The sequence below is a fragment of the Pseudomonas paralactis genome (assembly GCF_001439735.1).
GTDB lineage: Bacteria > Pseudomonadota > Gammaproteobacteria > Pseudomonadales > Pseudomonadaceae > Aquipseudomonas > Aquipseudomonas paralactis.
The window spans coordinates 119,415-142,736 of the sequence record NZ_JYLN01000001.1; the positions used below are offsets into that span (position 1 = coordinate 119,415).

21 protein-coding genes are annotated in these 23,322 nt (G+C 58.1%); 14 read left to right on the forward strand and 7 right to left on the reverse strand.

From position 1 onward, the window contains the following. Nucleotides 1-12: 12 nt before the first annotated feature. Nucleotides 13-1,500: an NCS1 family nucleobase:cation symporter-1 gene (locus TX23_RS00485; protein ID WP_057700548.1), complete on the reverse strand. Its 1,488-nt coding sequence runs from the start codon at nucleotides 1,498-1,500 to the stop codon at nucleotides 13-15. A 589-nt stretch (nucleotides 1,501-2,089) separates the two neighbouring features. Here TX23_RS00485 and hydA point away from each other — a divergent pair. Genes hydA through preA form a run of 3 tightly spaced genes read left to right on the forward strand, consistent with a single transcriptional unit; the run spans nucleotide 2,090 to nucleotide 6,224 of the window. Continuing rightward, on the forward strand, nucleotides 2,090-3,529 hold the full coding sequence (gene hydA, locus TX23_RS00490; protein ID WP_057700549.1) for a dihydropyrimidinase: 1,440 nt from the start codon (nucleotides 2,090-2,092) through the stop codon (nucleotides 3,527-3,529). Nucleotides 3,530-3,582: 53 nt separating this feature from the next. Then, nucleotides 3,583-4,950 (forward strand): NAD(P)-dependent oxidoreductase, encoded by a 1,368-nt coding sequence (locus TX23_RS00495; protein WP_057701124.1) that lies wholly within the window; start codon nucleotides 3,583-3,585, stop codon nucleotides 4,948-4,950. Then, nucleotides 4,950-6,224 carry an NAD-dependent dihydropyrimidine dehydrogenase subunit PreA gene (gene preA, locus TX23_RS00500; protein ID WP_057700550.1) on the forward strand — a complete coding sequence of 425 codons (1,275 nt, stop codon included), beginning with the start codon at nucleotides 4,950-4,952 and terminating at the stop codon, nucleotides 6,222-6,224. The genes TX23_RS00495 and preA overlap by 1 nt, the downstream gene beginning before the upstream one ends. 565 nt (nucleotides 6,225-6,789) lie before the next feature. On the opposite strand, the gene TX23_RS00505 is transcribed toward preA, so the two are convergent. Further along, a complete protein-coding gene (locus TX23_RS00505) occupies nucleotides 6,790-7,410 on the reverse strand; it encodes a TetR/AcrR family transcriptional regulator (RefSeq protein ID WP_005789320.1) in 621 nt (206 codons plus the stop codon). 116 nt (nucleotides 7,411-7,526) lie between these two features. On the opposite strand from TX23_RS00505, the gene copC reads away from it, so the two are divergent. The 8 genes from copC (at nucleotide 7,527) to TX23_RS00545 (ending at nucleotide 15,038) form a co-directional block, all read left to right on the forward strand. Beyond that, entirely contained in the window at nucleotides 7,527-7,892 is a 366-nt protein-coding gene (gene copC, locus TX23_RS00510) for a copper homeostasis periplasmic binding protein CopC (RefSeq protein ID WP_057700551.1), read from the forward strand. Between the two features lie 3 nt (nucleotides 7,893-7,895). Then, nucleotides 7,896-8,753 carry a copper homeostasis membrane protein CopD gene (gene copD / locus TX23_RS00515; protein WP_057700552.1) on the forward strand — a complete coding sequence of 286 codons (858 nt, stop codon included), beginning with the start codon at nucleotides 7,896-7,898 and terminating at the stop codon, nucleotides 8,751-8,753. 209 nt (nucleotides 8,754-8,962) lie between these two features. Beyond that, a complete protein-coding gene (locus TX23_RS00520; RefSeq protein ID WP_057700553.1) occupies nucleotides 8,963-10,225 on the forward strand; it encodes an OprD family porin in 1,263 nt (420 codons plus the stop codon). 201 nt (nucleotides 10,226-10,426) lie between these two features. After that, nucleotides 10,427-11,245, forward strand: a complete 819-nt coding sequence (locus TX23_RS00525) for an NAD-dependent epimerase/dehydratase family protein (protein ID WP_057700554.1) — start codon at nucleotides 10,427-10,429, stop codon at nucleotides 11,243-11,245. 28 nt (nucleotides 11,246-11,273) lie between these two features. Continuing rightward, nucleotides 11,274-12,149 carry an SMP-30/gluconolactonase/LRE family protein gene (locus tag TX23_RS00530; protein ID WP_057700555.1) on the forward strand — a complete coding sequence of 292 codons (876 nt, stop codon included), beginning with the start codon at nucleotides 11,274-11,276 and terminating at the stop codon, nucleotides 12,147-12,149. A 50-nt stretch (nucleotides 12,150-12,199) separates the two neighbouring features. Beyond that, a complete protein-coding gene (locus tag TX23_RS00535; protein WP_057700556.1) occupies nucleotides 12,200-13,162 on the forward strand; it encodes a TRAP transporter substrate-binding protein in 963 nt (320 codons plus the stop codon). A 66-nt stretch (nucleotides 13,163-13,228) separates the two neighbouring features. Continuing rightward, nucleotides 13,229-13,756, forward strand: a complete 528-nt coding sequence (locus TX23_RS00540; RefSeq protein ID WP_057700557.1) for a TRAP transporter small permease — start codon at nucleotides 13,229-13,231, stop codon at nucleotides 13,754-13,756. Between the two features lies 1 nt (nucleotide 13,757). Continuing rightward, a complete protein-coding gene (locus TX23_RS00545; RefSeq protein WP_057700558.1) occupies nucleotides 13,758-15,038 on the forward strand; it encodes a TRAP transporter large permease in 1,281 nt (426 codons plus the stop codon). 80 nt (nucleotides 15,039-15,118) lie between these two features. On the opposite strand, the gene TX23_RS00550 is transcribed toward TX23_RS00545, so the two are convergent. The 3 genes from TX23_RS00550 to TX23_RS00560 form a co-directional block, all read right to left on the reverse strand. Beyond that, on the reverse strand, nucleotides 15,119-16,264 hold the full coding sequence (locus tag TX23_RS00550; RefSeq protein ID WP_057700559.1) for an HlyD family secretion protein: 1,146 nt from the start codon (nucleotides 16,262-16,264) through the stop codon (nucleotides 15,119-15,121). After that, nucleotides 16,261-17,904, reverse strand: coding sequence for an MFS transporter (locus TX23_RS00555; RefSeq protein WP_057700560.1), 1,644 nt, complete (start codon nucleotides 17,902-17,904; stop codon nucleotides 16,261-16,263). The genes TX23_RS00550 and TX23_RS00555 overlap by 4 nt, the downstream gene beginning before the upstream one ends. A 221-nt stretch (nucleotides 17,905-18,125) precedes the next feature. Further along, nucleotides 18,126-18,392 (reverse strand): DUF6124 family protein, encoded by a 267-nt coding sequence (locus TX23_RS00560; protein WP_057700561.1) that lies wholly within the window; start codon nucleotides 18,390-18,392, stop codon nucleotides 18,126-18,128. 383 nt (nucleotides 18,393-18,775) lie between these two features. On the opposite strand from TX23_RS00560, the gene TX23_RS00565 reads away from it, so the two are divergent. Genes TX23_RS00565 through TX23_RS00575 form a run of 3 tightly spaced genes read left to right on the forward strand, consistent with a single transcriptional unit; the run spans nucleotide 18,776 to nucleotide 21,070 of the window. Next, nucleotides 18,776-19,615, forward strand: a complete 840-nt coding sequence (locus TX23_RS00565) for a hypothetical protein (RefSeq protein ID WP_057700562.1) — start codon at nucleotides 18,776-18,778, stop codon at nucleotides 19,613-19,615. Next, a complete protein-coding gene (locus TX23_RS00570) occupies nucleotides 19,608-20,201 on the forward strand; it encodes a hypothetical protein (RefSeq protein ID WP_057700563.1) in 594 nt (197 codons plus the stop codon). The genes TX23_RS00565 and TX23_RS00570 overlap by 8 nt, the downstream gene beginning before the upstream one ends. Further along, complete coding sequence (locus TX23_RS00575; protein ID WP_057700564.1) at nucleotides 20,198-21,070, forward strand: hypothetical protein; 873 nt, start codon at nucleotides 20,198-20,200, stop codon at nucleotides 21,068-21,070. Before TX23_RS00570 ends, TX23_RS00575 begins: the two co-directional genes overlap by 4 nt. Before the next feature lie 180 nt (nucleotides 21,071-21,250). On the opposite strand, the gene TX23_RS00580 is transcribed toward TX23_RS00575, so the two are convergent. Continuing rightward, nucleotides 21,251-22,063 carry a sulfite exporter TauE/SafE family protein gene (locus tag TX23_RS00580; protein ID WP_057700565.1) on the reverse strand — a complete coding sequence of 271 codons (813 nt, stop codon included), beginning with the start codon at nucleotides 22,061-22,063 and terminating at the stop codon, nucleotides 21,251-21,253. Further along, the gene (locus tag TX23_RS00585; protein WP_057700566.1) at nucleotides 22,064-23,308 is read right to left on the reverse strand and encodes an NAD(P)/FAD-dependent oxidoreductase; all 1,245 of its coding nucleotides are present in this window, start codon (nucleotides 23,306-23,308) and stop codon (nucleotides 22,064-22,066) included. Between the last annotated feature and the right edge of the window lie 14 nt (nucleotides 23,309-23,322).

The following is a 23,322-nucleotide window of genomic DNA, read 5'->3' on the forward strand; positions in this document are numbered from 1 at the left end:
ATTGGACTGTGTTCACAAGGATGATTTGGCAGCGACCGGGTTGATACCGCGCTTGGCATTGAGCCCGTAATACAACACCCCACCCAACGCCGAACCGGTAAACCAGCCATAGCTGTAGAACCAACTGAACGCATCGCTGCCCAGCGACAACAGGGTCAGTACCACCGGTACGCCAAAGGCGATAAACCCGCTCCAGTTCCACGCCGGGTACACGTCATCACGGTAAAGTCCTGCCAGGTCCAGTTGCTGTTTGCGGGTGATGAAGTAGTCCACCACCATGATCCCGGCAATCGGGCCCAGCAGGCTCGAATAGCCGAGCAACCAGTTGGAGTAGACGGTCTCCAGGCTGACATCGGAGACGATCAACCCAAGTTTTTTCAGCAGTTCATGGGCCATCAGCGCCAGCCCTACCAGGCCGGTCAGGATCACCGCGGTGGTGCGATTGATCAGCTTGGGCGCGATGTTCTGGAAATCGTTTGTGGGCGAAACGATGTTCGCCGCCGTATTGGTGGACAGGGTGGCGACGATGATCAGCGCCATCGCCACAGCTACCCACACCGGGCTCTGGATATGGCCAATGAGGGTCACCGGGTCGGAGACGCTGACGCCCACCAACTTCACCGAGGCGGCGGTCATGATCACGCCGAGGGCGGCGAACAAAAACATGGTCAACGGCAGGCCGAAGATCTGCCCCAGGATCTGATCTTTCTGGCTCTTGGCGTAGCGGCTGAAGTCGGGAATGTTCAGCGACAAGGTGGCCCAGAAGCCCACCATTGCGGTCAGGCCGGCCATGAAGTAGCCGGTGAGGCTTGCGCCTTCGGGGCGTTTGGGCGGGATCGCCATCAGTTCGCTGAGAGATACATTCGGCATCGCCCATACCAGCAGGCCAATGCCTACCGCCACCAACAACGGCGCCGACAGGGTTTCCAGGCGCTTGATCGACTCGGCACCGCGCAGCACCACCCACAGGTTCAGGCACCAGAAAATCATGAAGCCAATCACTTCACCGGTGCCGCCCAGCGACTTCCAGCCTTCGAAAATGGAGCCGAGAAACAGGTGAATCGCCAACCCGCCAAACATCGTCTGGATGCCAAACCAGCCGCAGGCCACCAGCGCGCGAATCAGGCACGGCACGTTGGAACCAAGAATGCCGAATGACGAGCGCAACAGCACCGGAAACGGGATGCCGTACTTGGTGCCGGGAAACGCGTTGAGCGTCAGCGGGATCAACACCACGATATTGGCCAGCAGGATCGCCATCAGCGCCTCGCCCACCGATAAGCCGAAATACGCGGTGAGTACCCCGCCCAGCGTGTAGGTCGGCACGCAGATCGACATGCCGACCCACAAGGCGGTGATGTGCCATTTGTTCCAGGTGCGCTCGTGCACCTTGGTGGGTGCCATGTCGTGGTTGTAGCGAGGGCTGTCGAGGACGTCGGGGCCGGCGTCGAGTTCGTACAGGCCGTTGCGCTCGATGACTTGCGATCTGTTCTGTTGCATGGCCGCTCCACGGTTTTTTAAAATTATTTTGCTCACCTGCACGCGGTGTGCAGGAGGCCGGAGTACCGCATAAACAACATGACATCTCGGGTTCCGACCCGTCGCCTTTGCACTCAATTACCGTGCCGACAACGGCGGCTGAACCCGCACCGCTTTTATAACGTGCTGATGTTTATCAGCTTTCCAAGTGAGCCTGAGTTAATGGCCGCGTTATTCAGGCGACCCATTGCGCAAGTTGCCTGAACCCTCAGGTCTCAATCTGGTGCAACACAATTATTTTTATTTTTCAGCGCCGTCAAGAGGCATATCTCAAGCGTCTGATTTGCAATAAGAAATGTTGCTCAAAAAGCGAAGCTGTCAAGTGCGTCAAAATGGTGAGCTACCGCTACATTTTGGTGATTTTGTTATTTTTACCTTTAAAATCAATAACTTGATTTAATTCAAAGCTTGAAAAAAATCTACTTGCCCAATCGAAAAACTCGGGCTAGTTTCTATTCCTGTCACCGATGACAGGAATTAATCAATCATCGACTGGCGGTATTACAACTTAGAACTGGCATAAGCCGGTCAAGCCTGTGAGGAACTCGACATGTCGCTGTTGATCCGTGGCGCAACCGTTATTACCCATGATGAAAGTTACCGCGCCGACGTGTTATGCGCAGGCGGTCTAATCCGGGCCATTGGCACGAATCTGGATATTCCCGCAGGCACTGAACTACTCGATGGCAGCGGCCAATACTTGATGCCGGGCGGCATCGATCCCCACACCCACATGCAACTGCCCTTCATGGGTACCGTGGCCAGCGAAGACTTTTTCAGTGGTACGGCCGCGGGCCTGGCCGGTGGTACCACTTCAATCATCGATTTTGTGATTCCCAACCCGCAGCAATCCTTGATGGAAGCCTTCCACCAGTGGCGCGGCTGGGCCGAAAAGTCCGCATCCGATTATGGCTTCCATGTGGCGATCACCTGGTGGAGCGAGCAGGTGCGCGAGGAAATGGCCGAGCTGGTCAGCCATCACGGCATCAACAGCTTCAAGCATTTCATGGCTTACAAGAACGCGATCATGGCCGCCGACGATACCCTGGTGGCCAGCTTCGAACGCTGCCTGGAACTGGGCGCGGTGCCCACCGTCCATGCGGAAAACGGCGAACTGGTGTATCACCTGCAACGCAAGCTGATGGCCCAGGGCATCACCGGGCCGGAAGCCCACCCGCTGTCGCGTCCGTCTCAGGTGGAAGGCGAAGCGGCCAGCCGCGCAATACGAATTGCCGAGACCATCGGCACGCCGCTGTACCTGGTGCATGTGTCGACCAAAGAAGCGCTGGATGAAATCACCTACGCCCGGGGCAAGGGCCAGGCGGTGTACGGTGAAGTACTCGCCGGCCACTTGCTGCTCGACGACAGTGTCTACCAGCATCCGGACTGGCAGACCGCCGCCGGCTACGTCATGAGCCCGCCGTTCCGTCCGCGCGGGCACCAGGAGGCCCTGTGGCACGGCCTGCAATCGGGCAACCTGCACACCACCGCCACCGACCACTGCTGCTTCTGCGCCGAGCAAAAAGCCGCCGGGCGTGACGACTTCAGCAAAATCCCCAACGGCACCGCCGGTATCGAAGACCGCATGGCGCTGCTGTGGCACGAAGGCGTCAACACCGGGCGCCTGTCGATGCAAGCGTTCGTTGCGCTGACCTCCACCAACACCGCGAAAATCTTCAACCTCTACCCCCGTAAAGGTGCGATTCGCGTCGGCGCCGATGCCGACCTGGTGCTCTGGGACCCTGACGGCACGCGAACCATTTCGGCCAAGACCCACCACCAGCAAGTCGACTTCAACATCTTTGAAGGCAAGACCGTACGCGGCGTGCCCAGCCACACCATCAGCCAGGGCAAGCTGGTCTGGGCCGATGGCGACCTGCGCGCCGAGCGAGGGGCCGGACGGTATGTGGAGCGGCCGGCGTATCCGTCGGTGTTCGAGCAGTTGAGCAAGCGGGCAGCGCTTTGCAAGCCAGTTGCCGTGAACAGGTAAAAAAAACCAATGCCCATCAGAGGCAGCCCCTCAATAACCGTGAGGCCAATACCGTGATCCAGACCCTGACCCACCTCCCCCACCCCCGTGATGATGCGGCCACCCTCGCCAGCCAGTTCACTGACCTGGCACCGCCGCTCAACGCCCGGCAAGCGCACCTGGAAGCCTCGCGCTGCCTGTACTGCTACGACGCGCCATGCGTGAATGCATGCCCCAGCGATATCGACATCCCATCGTTCATCCGCAATATCCACACCGAGAACGTGCAAGGCGCCGCGCAGAAAATCCTCTCGGCCAACATCCTCGGCGGCAGTTGCGCACGGGTTTGCCCCACGGAGATCCTGTGCCAGCAAGCTTGCGTGCGTAACAACGCCGAAGAATGCGCGCCGGTACTGATTGGCCTGTTGCAACGCTACGCCATCGACAACGCGCACTTCAGCGAACACCCGTTCCAGCGCGCCGCGCCCACCGGCAAACGCATCGCCGTGGTCGGCGCTGGGCCTGCGGGGTTGGCCTGCGCCCACCGCGCCGCCTTGCACGGCCATGACGTGGTGATTTTCGAAGCCCGGGAAAAAGCCGGCGGCCTGAATGAATACGGGATCGCCAAGTACAAGCTGGTGGATGATTTTGCCCAGCAGGAACTGGATTTCCTTTTGCAAATCGGCGGTATCGAAATCCGCCACGGCGAGCGCCTGGGCCACAACCTGACCTTGAGCGAACTGCACCAGCAATTCGATTCGGTGTTCCTCGGCCTCGGTCTGGCGGCCAGCAAACAACTGGGTCTGGCGCACGAAGACGCCCCCGGCCTGCTCGCCGCCACCGACTACATCCGCGAACTGCGCCAGGCCGATGACCTCACCCAATTGCCCCTGGCCGACCGCTGCATCGTGCTCGGCGCTGGCAATACCGCCATCGACATGGCCGTGCAAATGGCTCGCCTCGGTGCCCGCGATGTAAACCTTGTGTACCGCCGCGGCCTGACGGACATGGGCGCTACCCATCACGAACAAGACATTGCCAAGGCCAATCAAGTGCGGCTGCTGACCTGGGCCCAGCCCGACGAAGTGTTGCTCGATGAGCAGGGCCGTGTACGCGGTATGCGTTTCGCCCGCACCCACCTGGAACAGGGTCGTTTGCTACCGACGGGAGAAACCTTCGAACTGGCCGCCGATGCGATCTTCAAGGCCATCGGCCAAGGCTTCGGCAACGAGGCACTGCACGACCCGCTGGCTCAGCAACTGCACCGTGTGGGTGAGCGCATCTTTGTCGATGAACAGCTGCGCACCAGTATCCCCGGCGTGTATGCCGGCGGCGATTGCGTCAGCCTCGGCCAGGACCTCACCGTGCAAGCCGTGCAACATGGCAAGCTGGCCGCCGAGGCCATGCACGCCCAACTCATGCTGAATGTGGAGGCTGCGTAATGGCCGATCTCTCGATAGTCTTCGCCGGTATCAAAGCCCCCAACCCCTTCTGGCTGGCCTCCGCGCCGCCCACCGACAAAGCCTATAACGTGGTTCGCGCGTTCGAAGCCGGCTGGGGGGGCGTGGTGTGGAAAACCCTGGGTGAAGACCCGGCGGCAGTGAACGTGTCATCACGCTACTCTGCGCATTACGGGGCGAATCGTGAAGTGCTGGGCATCAACAATATCGAACTGATCACCGACCGCTCCCTGGAGATCAACCTGCGGGAAATCACCCAGGTGAAAAAGGACTGGCCCGACCGTGCCCTGATCGTATCGCTGATGGTGCCCTGCGTTGAGGAGTCCTGGAAAAACATCCTGCCCCTGGTGGAGGCGACCGGCTGCGATGGCATCGAGCTGAATTTCGGCTGCCCCCACGGGATGCCCGAACGTGGCATGGGCGCAGCGGTCGGCCAGGTACCGGAGTATGTGGAACAGGTGACACGCTGGTGCAAGACGTATTGCTCGCTGCCGGTGATCGTCAAGCTCACGCCCAACATCACCGACATCCGCGTGGCAGCAAGAGCAGCGTATCGCGGCGGTGCGGACGCAGTGTCGTTGATCAACACCATCAACTCCATCACCAGCGTAGACCTGGAGCGCATGGTCGCCCTGCCGGTGGTCGGCACTCAGAGCACCCACGGCGGTTACTGCGGTTCGGCGGTCAAGCCGATAGCACTGAACATGGTCGCCGAAATCGCCCGCGACCCACAGACCCAGGGCCTGCCGATTTGCGGCATCGGCGGTATCGGCAACTGGCGCGATGCCGCGGAATTCGTCGCCCTGGGCTGCGGCGCGGTGCAGGTGTGCACGGCGGCGATGCTGCATGGCTTCAGGATTGTGGACGAGATGAAGGACGGGCTGTCGCGTTGGATGGACAGCCAGGGTTACACCAGCCTGCAGGCATTTTCCGGGCGGGCTGTGGGTAACACCACAGACTGGAAGTACCTGGATATCAACTACCAGGTGATCGCCAGGATCGACCAGGCGGCGTGTATCGGCTGTGGGCGTTGCCACATTGCTTGTGAGGACACTTCGCACCAGGCGATCGCCAGTTTGAAGCAGGCGGATGGCACGCATAAGTACGAAGTAATTGATGATGAGTGCGTGGGCTGCAACCTGTGCCAGATCACCTGCCCGGTGGCGGACTGTATTGAGATGGTGCCGATGGACACGGGCAAGCCGTTTTTGAATTGGACGCAGGACCCACGCAATCCTTATCGCGAAGCTGTGTAGGCCTTTTAGACCGCCATCGCGGCATAGGTATCTAGCCGGACCTGTGGGAGGGGGCTTGCCCCCGATGGAGGCCTAAGAGCCGACCAGGATGCTGGATCAGACCGAGTACATATCCATTTCTGCGGTAACGGCCACTTAGGGTTCCGCTTTTACAGCGGGTCACTTTCGAAAGGCGCGAAAGTAACCAAAGCGCTCTTGCCCCACCACTCGGCACCTCGCTTAGGCTCGGTGTGCCCGTAATCCGCCATGGATCTGGGGGGCCGCCGCCCCGCGCCATCCATGGCGCGGGGCGGCTAAACCGGCATCCCTGCCGGTTTACCCCCCAAATCCCTGTCGAATTCCGGCCAGCGTGGTTTAACGGGGCGCCTAAGATCAAAAGCAGATCAAGAGCAAGAGCAAGAGCGGCTCGCTTCGCATCGTGGTTAGCGTCGGCAGTGGCTACAAAAGTTGTGTAGATACCCATGGCTATCGGGCGCAAGCCCCCTGCCACATTTGATCAGGTTCACATAGATCCACTGTGGGAGGGGGCTTGCCCCCGATGAGGCCCTCAGCCTCATTACAATATTCAAGGCTCCAACCCGATCCCCCGCAAAATCACACTGGTCACCGTCTGAATCGCTTTCTCGAACTGCATATCCGACAACGGCTGGTGATCATTCAAGATTTTCACCTGGTGATCAAAGTCGGCGTAGTGCTGGGTCGATGCCCAGATCATGTACAGCAGGCTCGACGGTTCCACCGGCAGGATGCGTTTGTCTTGCACCCATTGGCGAATCTTCGCTTCCTTCATCTTGGCCCAGTCGTACAGGCTTTCATCCAGGGCCTCACCGAGCGTGGGCGCGCCGTGGATGATTTCATTGGCCCAGACCTTCGAGCCGTAAGGGCGCGTGCGCGAGCGCTGCATCTTGGCGCGAATATAGCTGCTGAGCACCACCCGCGGGTCATCGAAGGTTTCGAAGCTCAAGGCGTCCTGCTTCCACAGCTCCAGCAGGTCGAACAGCACCGCGCTGTACAGCTCGCTTTTGGTGGTGAAGTAATAATGCAGGTTAGAGCGCGGCAGCTGCACCTCTTCGGCAATGTCGGCCATGGCGGTACTGCCATAGCCTTTTTCAGCGAAGACTTTTTCCGCGGCCAGCAGGATTTTTTCGACGTTGACCCGACGGATTCCGATCTTGTGATTGCCCATAAGGGCTCCCTGACAACAACACGGGTTAGAGACTACCACCAGCTCTAGATCGGGGCGACAGGCCGAGCCGAAACTTCGTACACTGCCGGTTCCTATCCTCTGATTGGTATTGAACAATGTTGATCAAGAAGTCCCTGACGGCTGCTGCCCTATTCACTGCCCTGCTTGGCGCCTCAACGGCGTTTGCCCATGCTCACCTCAAAAGTTCGACGCCTGCGCCTGACACCACCGTCGTTGCGCCCGCCGATCTGCGCCTGACCTTCAGCGAAGGTGTCGAAGCCACCTTCACCAAAGTCTCCCTGAGCAAGGACGGTACTGAAATCGCCATCAAGGGCCTGGAAACCCCGGACGCCGACAAGAAAGTCCTGGTTGTGACCCCTGCCGCACCGCTCGCGACCGGCAATTACAAGGTCGTGTGGAATGCGGTGTCGGTCGACACCCACAAGAGCAGCGGTGAATTCAACTTCAAGGTCGGCCAGTAACCCATGGCAACCCTGCTGGTGCTGTGCCGCTTCCTGCATTTTATCGTCGTACTGCTGATGTTCGGGGCTTGTGTGCTCAGGCCCTGGCTGCTCGGCGCCACAGTGCAGCCGGTGCTGGACCGGCAACTACTGCGCATCACCCGCGGCCTGGCCTGTGTGGGGCTGGTTTCCGGCGTAGTGTGGCTGCTGTTGATCACTGCCAGCATGGCCGGCAGCTGGGCCGCAGCACTGCAACCGGCCACCGTGCAATTGGTGCTGGGCAAGACCTTCTTCGGCCAGGTATGGGCCTGGCACCTGCTGCTGAATTTTCTGTTGGTGATCGTGCTGATCAAACCCTGGCCGGCCCTGCGCTTGCCGCTGACTGCCCTGCTGCTGGCGACCCTGGCGCCGGTAGGCCATGGCGCCATGCTCGACGGGCTGAATGGGCGATTGCTGATCCTCAACCAGGTAGTGCATCTGCTGTGCGTAGGGGCCTGGCTGGGTGGGTTGCTGGTGCTGGTTTTAATCCTGAGACACGCCCGGGAGCATCGCCTGGAGCCGATTCTGCGGCGCTTCAGCGGCGTAGGTTATGGCCTCGTCGCGGGCCTGCTGGTGACCGGCCTGATCAATGTGCGCGTGCTCACCGGGCAACTATGGCCTACGCCGCTGTTCGATGGGTTTGCCTTGATCCTGCTGATCAAGGTGGGGTTGGTGCTGGGTATGCTGGGGTTGGCATTGCTGAACCGGTTGCGTATCGAACGCTGCGAACAGCGCCTGGGCAGTTTGAAAGCCAGTGTGATGATGGAATGGCTGCTGGGTATTGCAGCCGTGGCCGCTGTGTCCCTGCTGGGCACCTTGCCACCAATGGTCATGGCTGGCTGAAAAGTACTTTGCAATTCAATTAATGTGGGAGAGGCCTTGCCCTCTGTAGGCGATGATCGCTTGACTGACTGGCATTAGGGCAAGCCCATACCCGGTCATCGTATAACTTATGCTTGACATGCCCGGAAAACCCCGCAAATATCCCGCTCAATGTTGTACGACGACGTATAACAAATAATAAAAACAACAAAAGAAAAGGGAGCCTCACTGTGAGTCAACTCGCCCGTCATTCCTGCTCGCGCCTTGGCCTTATCGGTCTAGGCAGCCTCGCCATCACCCTGCCTCTGGGCGCCAGCGCCGAAGGCTTTGTCGATGACGCCAAGGCCACGCTCAACTTGCGTAACGCCTATTTCAATCGAAACTTCACCAACCCCGCCAACTCCCAGGGCAAGGCCGAAGAGTGGACCCAGAACTTCATCCTCGACGCCAAATCCGGCTTTACCCAAGGCACCGTCGGGTTCGGGATTGATGTGTTGGGCCTGTATTCGCAAAAGCTCGATGGCGGTAAAGGCACGGCCGGCACCCAACTGCTGCCGGTGCATGACGACGGCCGCCCCGCCGACAATTTCGGACGCCTTGGGGTGGCGCTGAAAACCAGGCTGTCCAAGACCGAGCTGAAAGTTGGCGAGTGGATGCCGGTGCTGCCGATCTTGCGTTCCGACGATGGCCGCTCCCTGCCCCAGACCTTTCGCGGCGGTCAGGTCACGTCCAGCGAGATCGCCGGCCTGACCCTCTACGGCGGCCAGTTTCGCGGCAACAGCCCGCGCAACGATGCGAGCATGGAAGACATGTTCATGAACGGCAAAGCCGCATTCACGTCCGACCGGTTCAACTTCGGCGGGGGCGAATATACCTTCAACGACAAGCGCACCCAGGTCGGCCTGTGGTACGCCGAACTCACTGATATCTACCAGCAACAGTATCTGAACCTCACCCACAGCCAGCCGGTGGGCGACTGGACCCTGGGCGCCAACCTTGGTTTCTTCAACGGCAAGGAAGACGGCAGCGCCCTGGCCGGCGACCTCGACAACAAGACCCTGTTCGCCCTGCTCTCGGCCAAATACAACGGCCACACCTTTTACGTGGGCCTGCAAAAGCTCACCGGCGACAGTGTATGGATGCGCATCAACGGCACCAGCGGCGGCACGCTGGCCAACGACAGCTACAACTCCAGCTATGACAACGCCCGGGAAAAATCCTGGCAGGTGCGCCATGACTTCAACTTTGTGGTGCTCGGCGTTCCGGGGCTGACCCTGATGAACCGCTATATCAGCGGCAGTAACGTGCACACCGGCGCGATCACCGACGGCAAGGAATGGGGGCGTGAATCGGAATTGGCCTATACGGTGCAAAGCGGCGCACTGAAAAACCTCAATGTGAAGTGGCGCAACTCGACCATGCGCCGGGATTTCAGCAATAACGAGTTCGATGAGAACCGGATTTTTATCAGCTACCCGATTTCGTTGCTCTAAGTGTGGGAGGGCTTTTGTAGGAGCGAGCTTGCTCGCGAGAAACCCATGGGCGCCGCGTTTAATCAGGAACACGCGTTATCGTTGACGTTTTTCGCGAGCAAGCTCGCTCCTGCAGAGGAGCGGACGTTGACAACACAAGGAATCCCTAACACTATTTCTCTATAGTCATACGACAACCTACAACAAAAATCTGGAAAGCCCATGACCACTACTACCCCCGCTCCCTTCAACCGCCTGCTGCTCACTGGTGCCGCCGGCGGGCTGGGTAAAGTCTTGCGCGAACGTATGCGCCCTTACGCCAGGGTCCTGCGCCTGTCGGATATCGCCGACATGGCCCCCGCCATCGATACCCGCGAAGAAGTGCACACCTGTGACCTGTCCGACAAGCAAGCCGTGCACCAGTTGGTGGAAGGCGTCGACGCCATTCTGCATTTTGGCGGTGTGTCGGTAGAGCGCTCGTTTGAAGAAGTGCTCGGCGCCAACATCAGCGGCATCTTCCATATCTACGAGGCCGCCCGCCGCCATGGCGTAAAGCGTGTGATCTTCGCCAGCTCCAACCACGTGATTGGCTTCTATAAACAGGGTGAACAACTCGACGCCCACTCCCCGCGCCGTCCGGACAGCTACTACGGCCTGTCCAAGTCCTACGGCGAAGACATGGCAAGTTTTTACTTTGACCGTTATGGCATCCAGACCGTGAGCATCCGCATCGGCTCCTCGTTCCCGCAGCCGCAGAACCGCCGGATGATGCACACCTGGCTGAGTTTCGATGACCTGACCCAATTGCTCGAACGCGCGCTGTACACGCCCGACGTCGGCCATACCGTGGTCTACGGCATGTCGGCCAACCTCGACACCTGGTGGGATAACCGCTACGCCGCGCACCTGGGTTTTGCGCCCAAGGACAGCTCCGAAGTGTTCCGCGCCCAGGTCGAGGCCCAGCCGCCAGTCGCAGATGATGACCCGGCGAAGATTTATCAGGGCGGCGCGTTCTGCGCGGCAGGCCCATTCGGTGACTGAGTACAGCAACCCAAGGGAATGAGTGGCCATGACTGCAGAACTGATTGTCGATGCCCGCAACGCCGTGGGCGAATGCCCGGTGTGGGTGCCCGAAGAAAACGCCCTCTATTGGGTGGACATCCCCAACGGCGGCCTGCAACGTTGGGATGCCTCTACCGGGCACCTGAGCGCCTGGAAAGCCCCGCAGATGCTCGCCTGCATTGCACGCACCCAAGCAGGTAATTGGGTGGCCGGCATGCAAACCGGCTTCTTCCAACTCACACCCCACACTGACGGCAGCCTCGACACGACGCCCTTGGCCCACATCGAACACTCGCGCGCGGACATGCGTTTGAACGACGGCCGCTGCGATCGCCAGGGCCGCTTCTGGGCCGGCAGCATGGTGCTGAATATGGGTTTGAACGCGGCCGAAGGCGTGCTTTATCGCTATGCGTCTGGCGCCACGCCCCACGCGCAACTGGAGGGGTTTATGACCCTCAACGGCCTGGCCTTCAGCCCGGATGGCCGCACGATGTATGCCTCCGATTCCCACCCGTTGGTGCAGCAGATCTGGGCCTTCGACTACGACATCGACACCGGCACGCCGTCCAACCGTCGCGTGTTTGTCGACATGCATGACTTTCTCGGCAGGCCCGACGGTGCAGCGGTAGACGCCGATGGCTGCTACTGGATCTGCGCCAACGATGCCGGCCTGGTCCACCGCTTTACCCCGGACGGTCGACTCGACCAGTCCCTCACCGTACCGGTAAAAAAACCCACCATGTGCGCCTTTGGCGGCAGTCGCCTGGACACCCTGTACGTCACCTCCATTCGTGACGATCAGCGTGACAGTTCACTGTCCGGCGGCGTGTTTGCCCTCAACCCCGGCGTCAAGGGCTTGCCCGAACCCCAGTTCATCCTCTAGCTGCATCGCTGTGCCTTGAATACAACAATAACAAGACAGGAATACCGCCCATGGACTTCAAACGCACCTTGCTCGCCGCCACACTCGTGGCCCTCAGCAGCGCCGCCCACGCGCTGGAAATCAAGTTTGCCGACATCCACCCCGCCGGCTACCCCACCGTGGTCGCCGAAGAAAACATGGGCAAGGCCCTGACCCAGCAAAGCAACGGCGAACTGACCTTCAAGTACTTTCCCGGCGGTGTGCTCGGCTCCGAGAAAGAAGTCGTCGAACAGGCCCAGGTCGGCGCCGTGCAGATGACCCGCGTCAGCCTTGGCATCGTCGGCCCGGTGGTGCCGGATGTGAACGTGTTCAACCTGCCGTTCGTATTCCGCGATCAGGCGCATATGCGCAAGGTGATTGACGGCGAGATCGGCGATGAGATCCTCGCCAGGATCACTGATTCCGAATTCGGCCTGGTGGCCCTGGCCTGGATGGACGGCGGCACGCGTAACCTCTACACCAAGAAACCGGTGCGCAAGATCGAAGACCTCAAAGGCATGAAGATTCGCGTGCAAGGCAACCCGATCTTCATCGAAGCCTTCAACGCGATGGGCGCCAACGGCATCGCCATGGACACCGGTGAAATCTTCAGCGCCTTGCAGACCGGCGTGATCGACGGTGCAGAAAACAACCCGCCCACGCTTCTGGAACATAACCACTTCCAGAACGCCAAGTACTACACCCTCACCGAACACCTGATCCTGCCCGAGCCCATCGTGATGTCGAAAATCACCTGGAACAAGCTCAGCCCCGCGCAACAAGACATGGTCAAGAAAGCCGCCAAGGCCGCCCAGGCTGACGAGCGCGTGTTGTGGGATGCCAAGTCGGCCAGCAGTGAGGAGAAACTCAAAAAGGCCGGGGTCGAGTTCATCACCGTCGACAAAAAGCCCTTCTATGACGCCACCGCAGCGGTTCGCGCCAAGTACGGCGCACCTTACGCCGACATGATCAAGCGTATCGACGCCGTTCAATAACCTCCCCTGCTCCCTGCATAAGGCCCGGCGCGGTCGACATCGACGCGCCCGGTCACGGTGAACGCCATGAAGAATTTACTGCTGCGCTTCAATGACCGCCTGTACATGACTTGCATTTGGGTCGCCGGCCTTTCGGTATTGGGGGTGGCCCTGATCATTCCCTGGGGCATCTTCGCCCGGTACATCCTCGGCACCGGCGCAAGCTGGCCGGAGCCCACCGCCATCCTGCTGATGCTGGTGTTCACCTTCATCGGCGCGGCCGCCAGCTACCGCGCAGGGGCGCATATGTCAGTGGCGGCGGTAACCGATCGCTTGCCTGACGCTCAACGCCGCGTGGTCGGCATCGCCGCGCAACTGTTGATGGCGACCATCTGCCTGTTCATGGCCATCTGGGGCACCAGGCTGTGCCTGTCCACCTGGAACCAGTTCATGAGCGCCATCCCTACCCTGCGCGTGGGCATCACCTATATGCCGATCCCGATTGGCGGCTTGCTGACCCTGATATTCGTGCTGGAAAAACTCCTGCTGGGCGACCAGAGCCACCGGCGCGTGGTGCGTTTTGACCTGGTTGAAGAAAGCGAAGGGGCTGCCTGATATGGACGCATTGATTCTGCTGGGCAGCTTTATCGCCTTGATCCTGATCGGTATGCCGGTGGCCTACGCCCTGGGCTTGTCGGCGCTGATCGGCGCGTGGTGGATCGACATTCCGTTCCAGGCTCTGATGATCCAGGTGGCGGGCGGGGTGAACAAGTTTTCACTGATGGCGATTCCATTTTTCGTACTGGCCGGGGCGATCATGGCCGAGGGTGGCATGTCGCGGCGGCTGGTGGCATTTGCCGGTGTGCTGGTGGGCTTCGTGCGCGGCGGGCTGTCACTGGTCAACATCATGGCTTCGACGTTTTTCGGCGCGATCTCAGGCTCGTCGGTGGCCGATACCGCGTCCGTCGGTTCGGTGCTGATCCCGGAAATGGAACGCCGGGGTTACCCCCGCGAATTCGCCACCGCGGTCACCGTCAGCGGCTCGGTGCAGGCTTTGCTGACGCCACCGAGCCACAACTCCGTGCTCTACTCTCTGGCGGCCGGCGGCACGGTGTCCATCGCCTCGCTGTTCATGGCCGGCGTGGTGCCGGGCCTGTTGATGAGCGCCTGTTTGATGGTGCTGTGCCTGATCTTCGCGAAAAAACGCGACTACCCCAAAGGCGAAGTCATCCCCTTGAAGCAGGCCCTGAAGATCGCCGCTGATGCGCTCTGGGGCCTGATGGCCATGGTGATCATCCTCGGCGGCATTCTCTCGGGTATCTTCACCGCCACCGAATCCGCCGCGATCGCCGTGCTGTGGGCGTTTTTCGTGACGATGTTCATCTACCGCGACTACAAATGGCGCGAGCTGCCCAAGCTGATGCATCGTACGGTGCGCACCATTTCCATCGTGATGATCCTCATCGCCTTCGCTGCCAGCTTCGGCTACATCATGACCCTGATGCAGATCCCGGCGAAGATCACCACGCTGTTCCTGACCCTGTCGGACAACCGCTACGTGATCCTGATGTGCATCAACGTCATGCTGCTGTTGCTCGGCACGGTGATGGACATGGCGCCGCTGATTCTGATCCTGACGCCGATCCTGTTGCCGGTGGTTCTCGGCATCGGCGTCGACCCGGTGCACTTCGGCATGATCATGCTGGTCAATCTGGGCATCGGCCTGATCACCCCGCCGGTGGGTGCGGTACTGTTTGTGGGTGCGGCAGTGGGCAAGACCAGCATTGAGAAAACCGTGAAGGCGCTGCTGCCTTTTTATGCGGTGCTGTTTGTGGTGCTGATTGCCGTGACCTACATCCCGGCGTTGTCGCTGTGGTTGCCGAGCGTGGTGCTGTAAATCCAATTTCAGGAACAAATGCGCTTGAATGTGGGAGGGGGCAAGCCCCCTCCCACATTTTGCTCCCTGTTGTGTCAGTGTCAGGGCGGTGAGTTTTTCAGGCGCCCGGCAGTATCGATACTCACCACCACCGACAACCCCGGCCGCAACCGTTCGCTCTCGGCCTGGTTCGGATCCACGGTAATCCTCACCGGCACCCGCTGGGCAATCTTGACGAAGTTGCCGGTGGCGTTGTCCGCCTGCAACAGGCTGAACTCCGAGCCCGTTGCCGGAGAAATATGCTGCACCGTGCCATGAAATTTGCGGTGGTTCAGCGCGTCAACGGTGAAGGTCACCGGCTGGCCGACCTGCACATTAACCATCTGGGTTTCTTTCATATTGGCGATCACCCACAGTTGCTTGGGCACCAGGGCCATCAACTGTGCGCCGGAGTTAACGTACGCCCCCAGACGCACGCCGATCTGCCCCAACTGACCATCGCGGGGCGCGGTGATGCGGGTGTTGGACAAATCGATCCGCGCCAGCTCCACCGCGGCTTCGGCACTGGCGACCGCGGCTTCCAGAGAGCCGCGATTGACGATCACGGTTTGCAGGTCTTGCCGGGCAATTTCCAGGCTGGCCTGGGCCTGGGCCACGGCGGCGACCGTTTGGGCATTGGCGGCGCGGGTCACGTCCAGCTCACGCTTGGACACCGAGCCATCGCTGATCAGTTCTTCATTGCGGCGCAAGTCAGCGGTGCTTTTGCGCGCCTGGGCCTGGCTGTCGACCAACGCAGCCTGGCGCAGCTTGATGGTCGCTTCGGCGCTGTTGCGTTGCTGCACCACATTGGCCAGCGACGCTTTCTGCACCGCCAGTTGCGCCAGGGCCTGGTCCAGGCGCTGTTTGTAGATGCGGTCATCCAGGCGTACCAGCAGGTCGCCCGCTTTCACATACTGGAAGTCCTGTACCGGTACTTCGAACACATAGCCGCTAAGCTGCGGGCCGATAATCGTCACCTGCCCGCGCACCAGGGCGTTTTCGGTGGTTTCCACCGCACTGCTGAACGGCGGCAATTGCCAGGCGTACAACACGATCAGCACACCGATGATGGCAATCGCGGCAAAGCCCAGCGACGACATGATGCGTACGCGCAAAGGCCGCAACTCGGTCGGCACGGCGCCGGGTGGCGTGCTGCCTTCCGGCGTGGCGGCGATGGCGGTCGTGGTGGTGGTTGAAGGTTCAGTCATGAAGTTGCGCCGCTGGGTTGAACAGGAGGGATTGCCTTGGTGGTGCTCATCAACCACAGGCTGCGGGTAAAGATCCACAGCATGGTCAGAATCGCGATAATCGCGATCAGCATGAAGACATCGTTGTAAGCCATTACGTTCGCCTCTCGGGTCGCGGCCGTGGCCAGGCTACGAATACCCATGAGGTTGCGCAGTTCCGGGTCGGCGACGATCCCGCCATAGGCCGACCCGCCGCTCTGCACCCGCGCGGCCACGCGTGGGTCGATCAAGGTCAGGTGCTCGACGATCATGCTGGAGTGGTACTTCTCGCGCACGGTCTGGAAGGTGCCCAGCAACGCCGCGCCGATCAGGCCGCCGAGGTTCTGGCAAATGCCGAACATCACCGAGAAGCTCACCAGGTTGCGCGGGTTGGTCAACACGTTTTTGGTGCCCAGCACCATGGTCGGCCCGAGGAAGAACGTGCCGCCAAAGCCTAGCAGGAACTGGCTGATATAGAGGTTTTGCGGGCGGGTCAGGTTGCTGGAAAAACTGTCCATGACCGAACCGGTCGCCATCAGCGCCAGGGAAATCACCAGCGGCATCAACAGATGTGCCGGGTTGATCGTCAACGCGCTGACCACCAGCCCGGCAATCGCCCCGGCCAGCATCACCATGTACAGAGTGTGCATCTGCTGGTAGCTCATGTTCAGCATCTGCATGAACCCCACCGCCCCGGTGGATTGCTCCGACAGCACCATGCGAATCAGCACCACCGCCAAGGCCAGGCGAATCATCACGCCGCTGCCCAGCCAGCGCGTCATCAGCATCGGGTTGCTGCGGTTATGCTCGATGGCCAGCCCCGCCATGATCAGCACCAGCGAGCAGGCCGAGGCTACGCCGATCCACGGTGCTTCCAGCCACCAGTCGATACGCCCCAGAGACAGCACCGCACACAGTAAAGCCACGCCAGTGGCCAGGATGGCGAAGGTGAGGAAGTCGAGTTTTTCAAAGGTCTTGAAGCGATCACCGGGCGGCAGCTTGAGCAGGAACACGCAGCCCAGGCAGATCAGCGCCAGGCCCAGTTCAAACAGGTACAAGCCGCGCCACTCGGCAATTTGCAGCAAATCTTCGGAAAACAGCCGCGCCAGGGGCAGCGCCAATTGCGCGGTGCCCAGCCCCAGTACCAGGGCTTTCAAGCGCCACTTGGCCGGGAACGCCTGGATCATGTAGTACAAGCCCAGCGAACTCAGCGCCGCGCCGACCATGCCGTGGGCGGCCCTGACCGCGATGGCCGAGTTGAGGTCGTTGACGAACAAGTGGCCGAAGGTGACCAGCGCATATAACACCAGGAACACTTCGGTAAACGCACGCAGGCCGAACTGCTGGCGAAACTTCACCAGCAGCAGGTTCATGCACACGTTGGTCATGACATACGCGGCGGGCAGCCAGGCCATTTCCGCGGTGGTCGCGCCCAGGGCGCCTTGCAGGTATTGCAGGTTGGCGATGACCAGGGCATTGCCCAACCCGCCAGTGATTGCCACCAGCACCCCCACCAACGCGAACAGCCAGCGCTTGTGGGTGGGGTGCAATGGCGTCGACGGCGAACCGGGCAGGCTCGGCCGCTCGTGGGGCTGCCAGGTGTGAGGGGTGTATTTATCCATTCGGTGACCTTGATGAGCCGACGTGCAAGGCCGGTGAAGCCGTTACCCAGGGAACAGTAACCTGAGATACGCTTATCTCGCCATGTCTAAAGCGTACGCAGTCACAACTGTGGGAGGGGGCTTGCCCCCGATGGCGGTGGCTCATTCGACAAATATTCAAGTGTTTCATCGCCAAGCGCCCACTCCCACATAACTACCGCTTTGTATTGAGAGCGAAGTTCTTAAATTGACGATCCAGCCACCGGAAACTCACGAGCCAACGCCGCTTCGACTAATATCTGTGCCATTTCAACTGACTGCACCAGTGTCATCAATTGCTCGCGATGGAGCCCATGCATGTGTTCGGCCGCCTCATGTCCCGTTACGACAGCATTTTCAAGAATTTCACTAGCATTGCTCAGTGCCTCTTCGGTGCTTAGATCGGGACGAACGCAAAAGAGCGGATGACTGTGAGCCTGCTCAGGGGGATTTGGAGTAGGTTTTTTCATGTGAAGCTCCTGACATTAATGAAGCCATCACCCTCGTGACCAAACGAAAGGTGGTAGGCCGTACGCAGGTTGGTCAACCGGGATGTCAGGCACCCGGCGCACTCGAAAGTGCCCCGCGCACAGCCCACCATGAAGCATCCTTCCAAGCACAAAAAAGCGCCTGAAATACTTCGTTGGCGCTTGTGCGCCTGACATTGGACGGGTGACCAAACCCGGTCACTGATTTTGCAGTGACAGGGCGGATCATAGACGGAGGTATCAGGGTATGCAACTGATGTTTTTTGAGGCAAACGCTGAATAAACAGCTACCTTAATGGGATAAATTTCTAGTGCACTACCGGTACCAGCTAAAACTTATCACAGACACAAAGGAAAAAAGCAAATTGGAAAAAGTACATCGAACTCTGATACTCACAAACAACAAGGACAACTCCTTAATCTATGGTCACTGCATATCATGGACATTATCCGAACTCGACTATGTATTACCCGACTGGAAAACCTACAACACAGGAAACTTCTCAGCCCACTTTAAGGACTTAGAGAACATAGATGACCTGGAAAACAACTTAAATACCGGAACATTAGAAATAAACCTCGAAAGATTCATGCTAAAAGCAACACTACCTAACTTCGAAAACTTTTTTATTGAGCAAAGCCACGAAGAAAGCAATTTCAACCCTTTTATAAATTTATGTACTTTTAGCAAAGTCTATTTTGCCGACATCGGACAAAACGCTAAGAACCCAGTAGACTTCATAACAGCCTACCAGTCTGAATTTGAAGACTTTAAAGAAAAATTCCACGTCGACCTGTCACACAACCCGCACCTTATTGGAAGCTTTAGCTTTTTCACTCCAACTCGAATAGAAGAAAGCTTCAAGGGACACAACTCCCCAGAATTTTGCGGTTATGAAATCCACTTACATGACTATTTTCGCTCCTACACAGGCGCAACCGTACTGACAACTGCAGCTGCAGGTGAAAAAACCCACGAACAGTCATTCAACCTAGATGACAAATATAGAAAAATAGCTTGCGGGTTCGTTCCAGACAAGCAAACTACGATTGTAAAACTAGATGAAAACATCATTTATAAATCCAGCTTTTATTTATTAAAAAATATCAGCGTAAACACAAACATCGTAACTCATAAAAAAATCAAATCCAATGGCACAACAATAATCCAAGCAACATCTGACAAGAGCAAATTTGATGTCTAAATGGGCAGATCGAAGACAACAACTTAAGTCGGACTCGGATTACGACCCACTTACATCAATCCCGATGATGGAGCCAAATCAATTTGACATCACAAAGGCGAGACTTAGGATAACAAAAGCCTTCGACTCGGCAGGTGCAAAAAACATCACGATAATCGACCCATACTTACTAGAAAGTGACATTCAAACAATACTCCACTTATTTGCAACACAGTCAGAACGAAACATAACCGTAATCACATTCCTAAATAAATTTAAGACATGTGAGCAAAAATCAGCTCCTAAAATTGAAACCGCCAAAATTCTAAAATCAATCACTGACGATTTAAAAACAAAAGGAATATTTAGTTCATTCGAAATCATCGTAACTAACTTTGAGTTCCATGATAGATTCTTCATCTGCACGGATGATGACAAGGAAAGCATCGTAATCGCTTCAGGCGGGTCACTGAGCATGTTTTTAACCAAATACACCAGTCTAATAAGAGTAACAAACCGCACGTTCAAGCGTGCATTATTTGACTTCATCGGCTTAGCAAAATCAAAAGGAAGCAATTTGGCTGCGTACATCGGAGAAAAAGCATGAACTTTGAAGAAATGAAACAAGACGTCATAAAAAGAAGTTTTATAAAAAGCGACTCAACCTATTTCATTCCAACCGCTGACCCAAACAAGATTAACGCTTACATTGACTTAATAAAATACGGATCAGCACGAATAGCACATACCGTCATAACCACTAGCTTTCACGAGTCTTTCGCAAGCCTACAAATCGAACAAAAAGCTCAACTTTCAGAGCTTGACGAAGAATTAATTCTAGCCTCCTTAACAATTGAAAGCCTACTAGATGCAGGTTACAAAGATCATCTTCACAATAAAAACACTACGTTAAAAGACATGGCGACAGCCATCGCGATAGTATTTGAAGATGCGAACATACTCAAGGACGCCGACGAGAAAACACTTTACACTTATTTCGTCAACGCCAGAGTCCCACATGAAAACCTTGAACTCTTTTCAAACCCCCACTTCCTGTCGCTCACATTAGATAAACTCCTCAGTGAAGAGCGCGTCATATTCACCTGGATCATCCAAAACATCACACAAATGATTAGAGATTCCCTACTTGACCCAAGCGCACACAAAACATTCTTCAGCGAACTATTCAGAACTCAAAAGTACATCCAAGGAGAACATGCGACTCTATTTTTCGAGGCCATCACCGCATCACCCAAACTATTTGAAGACTTAGCGAAAACCAAGCTTGTCATTGACCCATTTAACAGACAGACAGACTTTTCACAATGGCTTCAGGACTCCGCCAAATTTTTATCATTAGCCAAACTGCGCGAAATAAGCAATATCAGAGAAACTAAAATCGTGCGAGCCTTTGACCAAAAGCTACGAGTTTTCCAAGAAATATATAAGCATGATCGCTCAATCATGCAAAGCTAATTATCAGCACAGAACTTGGCAACACTTAGACAACCACCTAGCATATAATCAGATACTCCGAAATCCAAACTCCTCGAAGCATCATCTTACGATGATGCTTTTACTCAGTTATTACTCATAAAGCCGATTCAGCATCCCTCGTGAAAACTAGCGTCTGCCGTAACAAGCAGGCCGCTGCACTTAAGGTGCAAGACCTGCCTTAAACAACATCCCGACAGCTACTACCATGCACAAACCGGCGAACCCCACTTGCAACACCCGAGCGGGGATGACCGAACATAGCCGTCTTCCCGCCAACATGCCGACGATACTTGCGCCGATAAACACCCAGCCCACCGGTTCGATGCTCACCCCTGCATGAAACGCCCCCACCACGCCGATCAGCGAAAGCAGGCTGACCACCATTAAGGACGTCGCGACGATCCCGCGCATTTGCACATCGGTCAGTTGCTTGAACGCCGGCACGATCAAGAAGCCGCCGCCCACGCCCAGCAAGCCCGATACAGCACCGGTCACGGCGCCCAATGCGGCCAGGGTGGCGCTGCACTTGGCGGTCCAGGAAAAGCGCCCGGTCTGTTGATCCAGCATGCAATTCTTTTGGCCCCATGAAGCGGCGCCATGGTCACTCGGCCCAACCTCGCGCCTTTCCCGTTGCAACATGCGCCAGGCCACCAGCACCATCAGCGCGCTAAACAGCCCCATCAGCACCGGTTCCGACAATTGGTGGGCAACAAATACCCCCAACGGCGAAAACAACGCGCCCAGCAAAGCGATCAGCAACGCCGCGCGGTAACGCACCAAGCCGTGGCGCAAGCCATCGATGGCCCCCACCGCCGCCGCCGCGCCCACCGCGAGCAATGACACCGGCGCGGCCTGGGTCATCGTCAACCCCAGCCCCAGCACCAACGCCGGCACCCCGAGGATGCCACCGCCCGCGCCGGTCAGGCCCATGACCAGGCCCATCAATACCCCCAACACACTGGCCAGCAGCATTCAGTCCACCTTGCTCAGACGGGTCAACCATTCGCGCCCCTTGAGCATGCCGTTCCAGTAGAACCACGGCAGCAACGTGGCCTTGAGGAACCACATTGAGCGGCGCGCCTGCGTCGGCTCCAGAGGAAAGGTCGGCAGCAGCTTGCCGCCGTAGCCGAACTCGGCGAGTACCACCTTGCCCTTCTCCACCGTCAGCGGGCAGGAGCCGTAGCCGTCGTACTTGAGCGGCAGCGGCGCTTGTTTGCGCAGGGCCAGCAGGTTCTCGGCCACTACCACGATCTGTTTGCGCACCGCCGCCGCCGTCTTGGCGTTGGTGGTGCCGCACACATCACCCAAGCCGAAGACGTGCGGGTAGCGCAGGTGTTGCAGGCTGTGGGGGTTCACTTCACACCAGCCCGCAGCATCGGCGAGCGCGCTTTCGCGAATGAAGTCTGGCGCGACCTGCGGCGGCACGACGTGGAGCATATCGAAGGCTTTCTCTTCAACCGTCACATTGCCCGCGGCGTCTTTGATCTCAAACCAGGCTTTGCGCGCCGGGCCGTCGACCTTTATCAGATTGGAATTGAACGCCAGGTGCGCGTTGTATTTCTCGACGTATTTCATCAACGGCGGCACGAAGGTCGGCACGCCGAACAGCGCAGCGCCGGCCAGGTTGAACTCCACCTCGATGTTTTTCAGTGCGCCCTGTTTTAGCCAGTGATCGCAGGACAGGTACAGGGCTTTTTGCGGCGCGCCCGCGCATTTGATCGGCATGGCCGGTTGGGTAAACAGCGCTTTGCCGCCCTTGAGTTGCTGTACCAACTGCCAGGTATACGCGGCGTGCTCGTAGCTGTAGTTGGAGGTCACGCCATGCTGGCCGAGGGTATCTTGCAGGCCTTCGATTTTTTCCCAGGCCAGTCGCAGGCCTGGGCAGACGATGAGGTTTTTCCAGGTGACGCGCTGGCCGCTGTCGAGCACCAGCGTGTTTTCATCGGGCAGCACTTCGCTGACGGCGGCCTGTACCCAGCTCACGCCATTGGGCAGCACCTCGGCCAGGGGCCGGCGGGTCTTGTACAGGTCGTAGGCACCGCCGCCGACCAGGGTCCAGGCCGGTTGGTAGCAGTGATAGTCGTTGGGTTCGATCAGGATGATGTTCAGCTGCGGGTCGCGCTTGAGCAGGCTGGCCAGCAGGCCGATGCCTGCCGAGCCGCCGCCGATGACTACGATATCGCCACTGATGGTGGGTCCCCAGTGTTGTTCGGTCATTGTCTACTGCCTTT

Coding starts and splice junctions, on each gene's coding strand:
- TX23_RS00485 (WP_057700548.1), bottom strand. CDS start 1,500: ATGCAACAGAACAGATCGCAAGTCATCGAGCGCAACGGCCTGTACGAA.
- hydA (WP_057700549.1), top strand. CDS start 2,090: ATGTCGCTGTTGATCCGTGGCGCAACCGTTATTACCCATGATGAAAGT.
- preA (WP_057700550.1), top strand. CDS start 4,950: ATGGCCGATCTCTCGATAGTCTTCGCCGGTATCAAAGCCCCCAACCCC.
- TX23_RS00505 (WP_005789320.1), bottom strand. CDS start 7,410: ATGGGCAATCACAAGATCGGAATCCGTCGGGTCAACGTCGAAAAAATC.
- copC (WP_057700551.1), top strand. CDS start 7,527: ATGTTGATCAAGAAGTCCCTGACGGCTGCTGCCCTATTCACTGCCCTG.
- copD (WP_057700552.1), top strand. CDS start 7,896: ATGGCAACCCTGCTGGTGCTGTGCCGCTTCCTGCATTTTATCGTCGTA.
- TX23_RS00525 (WP_057700554.1), top strand. CDS start 10,427: ATGACCACTACTACCCCCGCTCCCTTCAACCGCCTGCTGCTCACTGGT.
- TX23_RS00530 (WP_057700555.1), top strand. CDS start 11,274: ATGACTGCAGAACTGATTGTCGATGCCCGCAACGCCGTGGGCGAATGC.
- TX23_RS00535 (WP_057700556.1), top strand. CDS start 12,200: ATGGACTTCAAACGCACCTTGCTCGCCGCCACACTCGTGGCCCTCAGC.
- TX23_RS00540 (WP_057700557.1), top strand. CDS start 13,229: ATGAAGAATTTACTGCTGCGCTTCAATGACCGCCTGTACATGACTTGC.
- TX23_RS00545 (WP_057700558.1), top strand. CDS start 13,758: ATGGACGCATTGATTCTGCTGGGCAGCTTTATCGCCTTGATCCTGATC.
- TX23_RS00550 (WP_057700559.1), bottom strand. CDS start 16,264: ATGACTGAACCTTCAACCACCACCACGACCGCCATCGCCGCCACGCCG.
- TX23_RS00555 (WP_057700560.1), bottom strand. CDS start 17,904: ATGGATAAATACACCCCTCACACCTGGCAGCCCCACGAGCGGCCGAGC.
- TX23_RS00560 (WP_057700561.1), bottom strand. CDS start 18,392: ATGAAAAAACCTACTCCAAATCCCCCTGAGCAGGCTCACAGTCATCCG.
- TX23_RS00570 (WP_057700563.1), top strand. CDS start 19,608: ATGTCTAAATGGGCAGATCGAAGACAACAACTTAAGTCGGACTCGGAT.
- TX23_RS00575 (WP_057700564.1), top strand. CDS start 20,198: ATGAACTTTGAAGAAATGAAACAAGACGTCATAAAAAGAAGTTTTATA.
- TX23_RS00580 (WP_057700565.1), bottom strand. CDS start 22,063: ATGCTGCTGGCCAGTGTGTTGGGGGTATTGATGGGCCTGGTCATGGGC.
- TX23_RS00585 (WP_057700566.1), bottom strand. CDS start 23,308: ATGACCGAACAACACTGGGGACCCACCATCAGTGGCGATATCGTAGTC.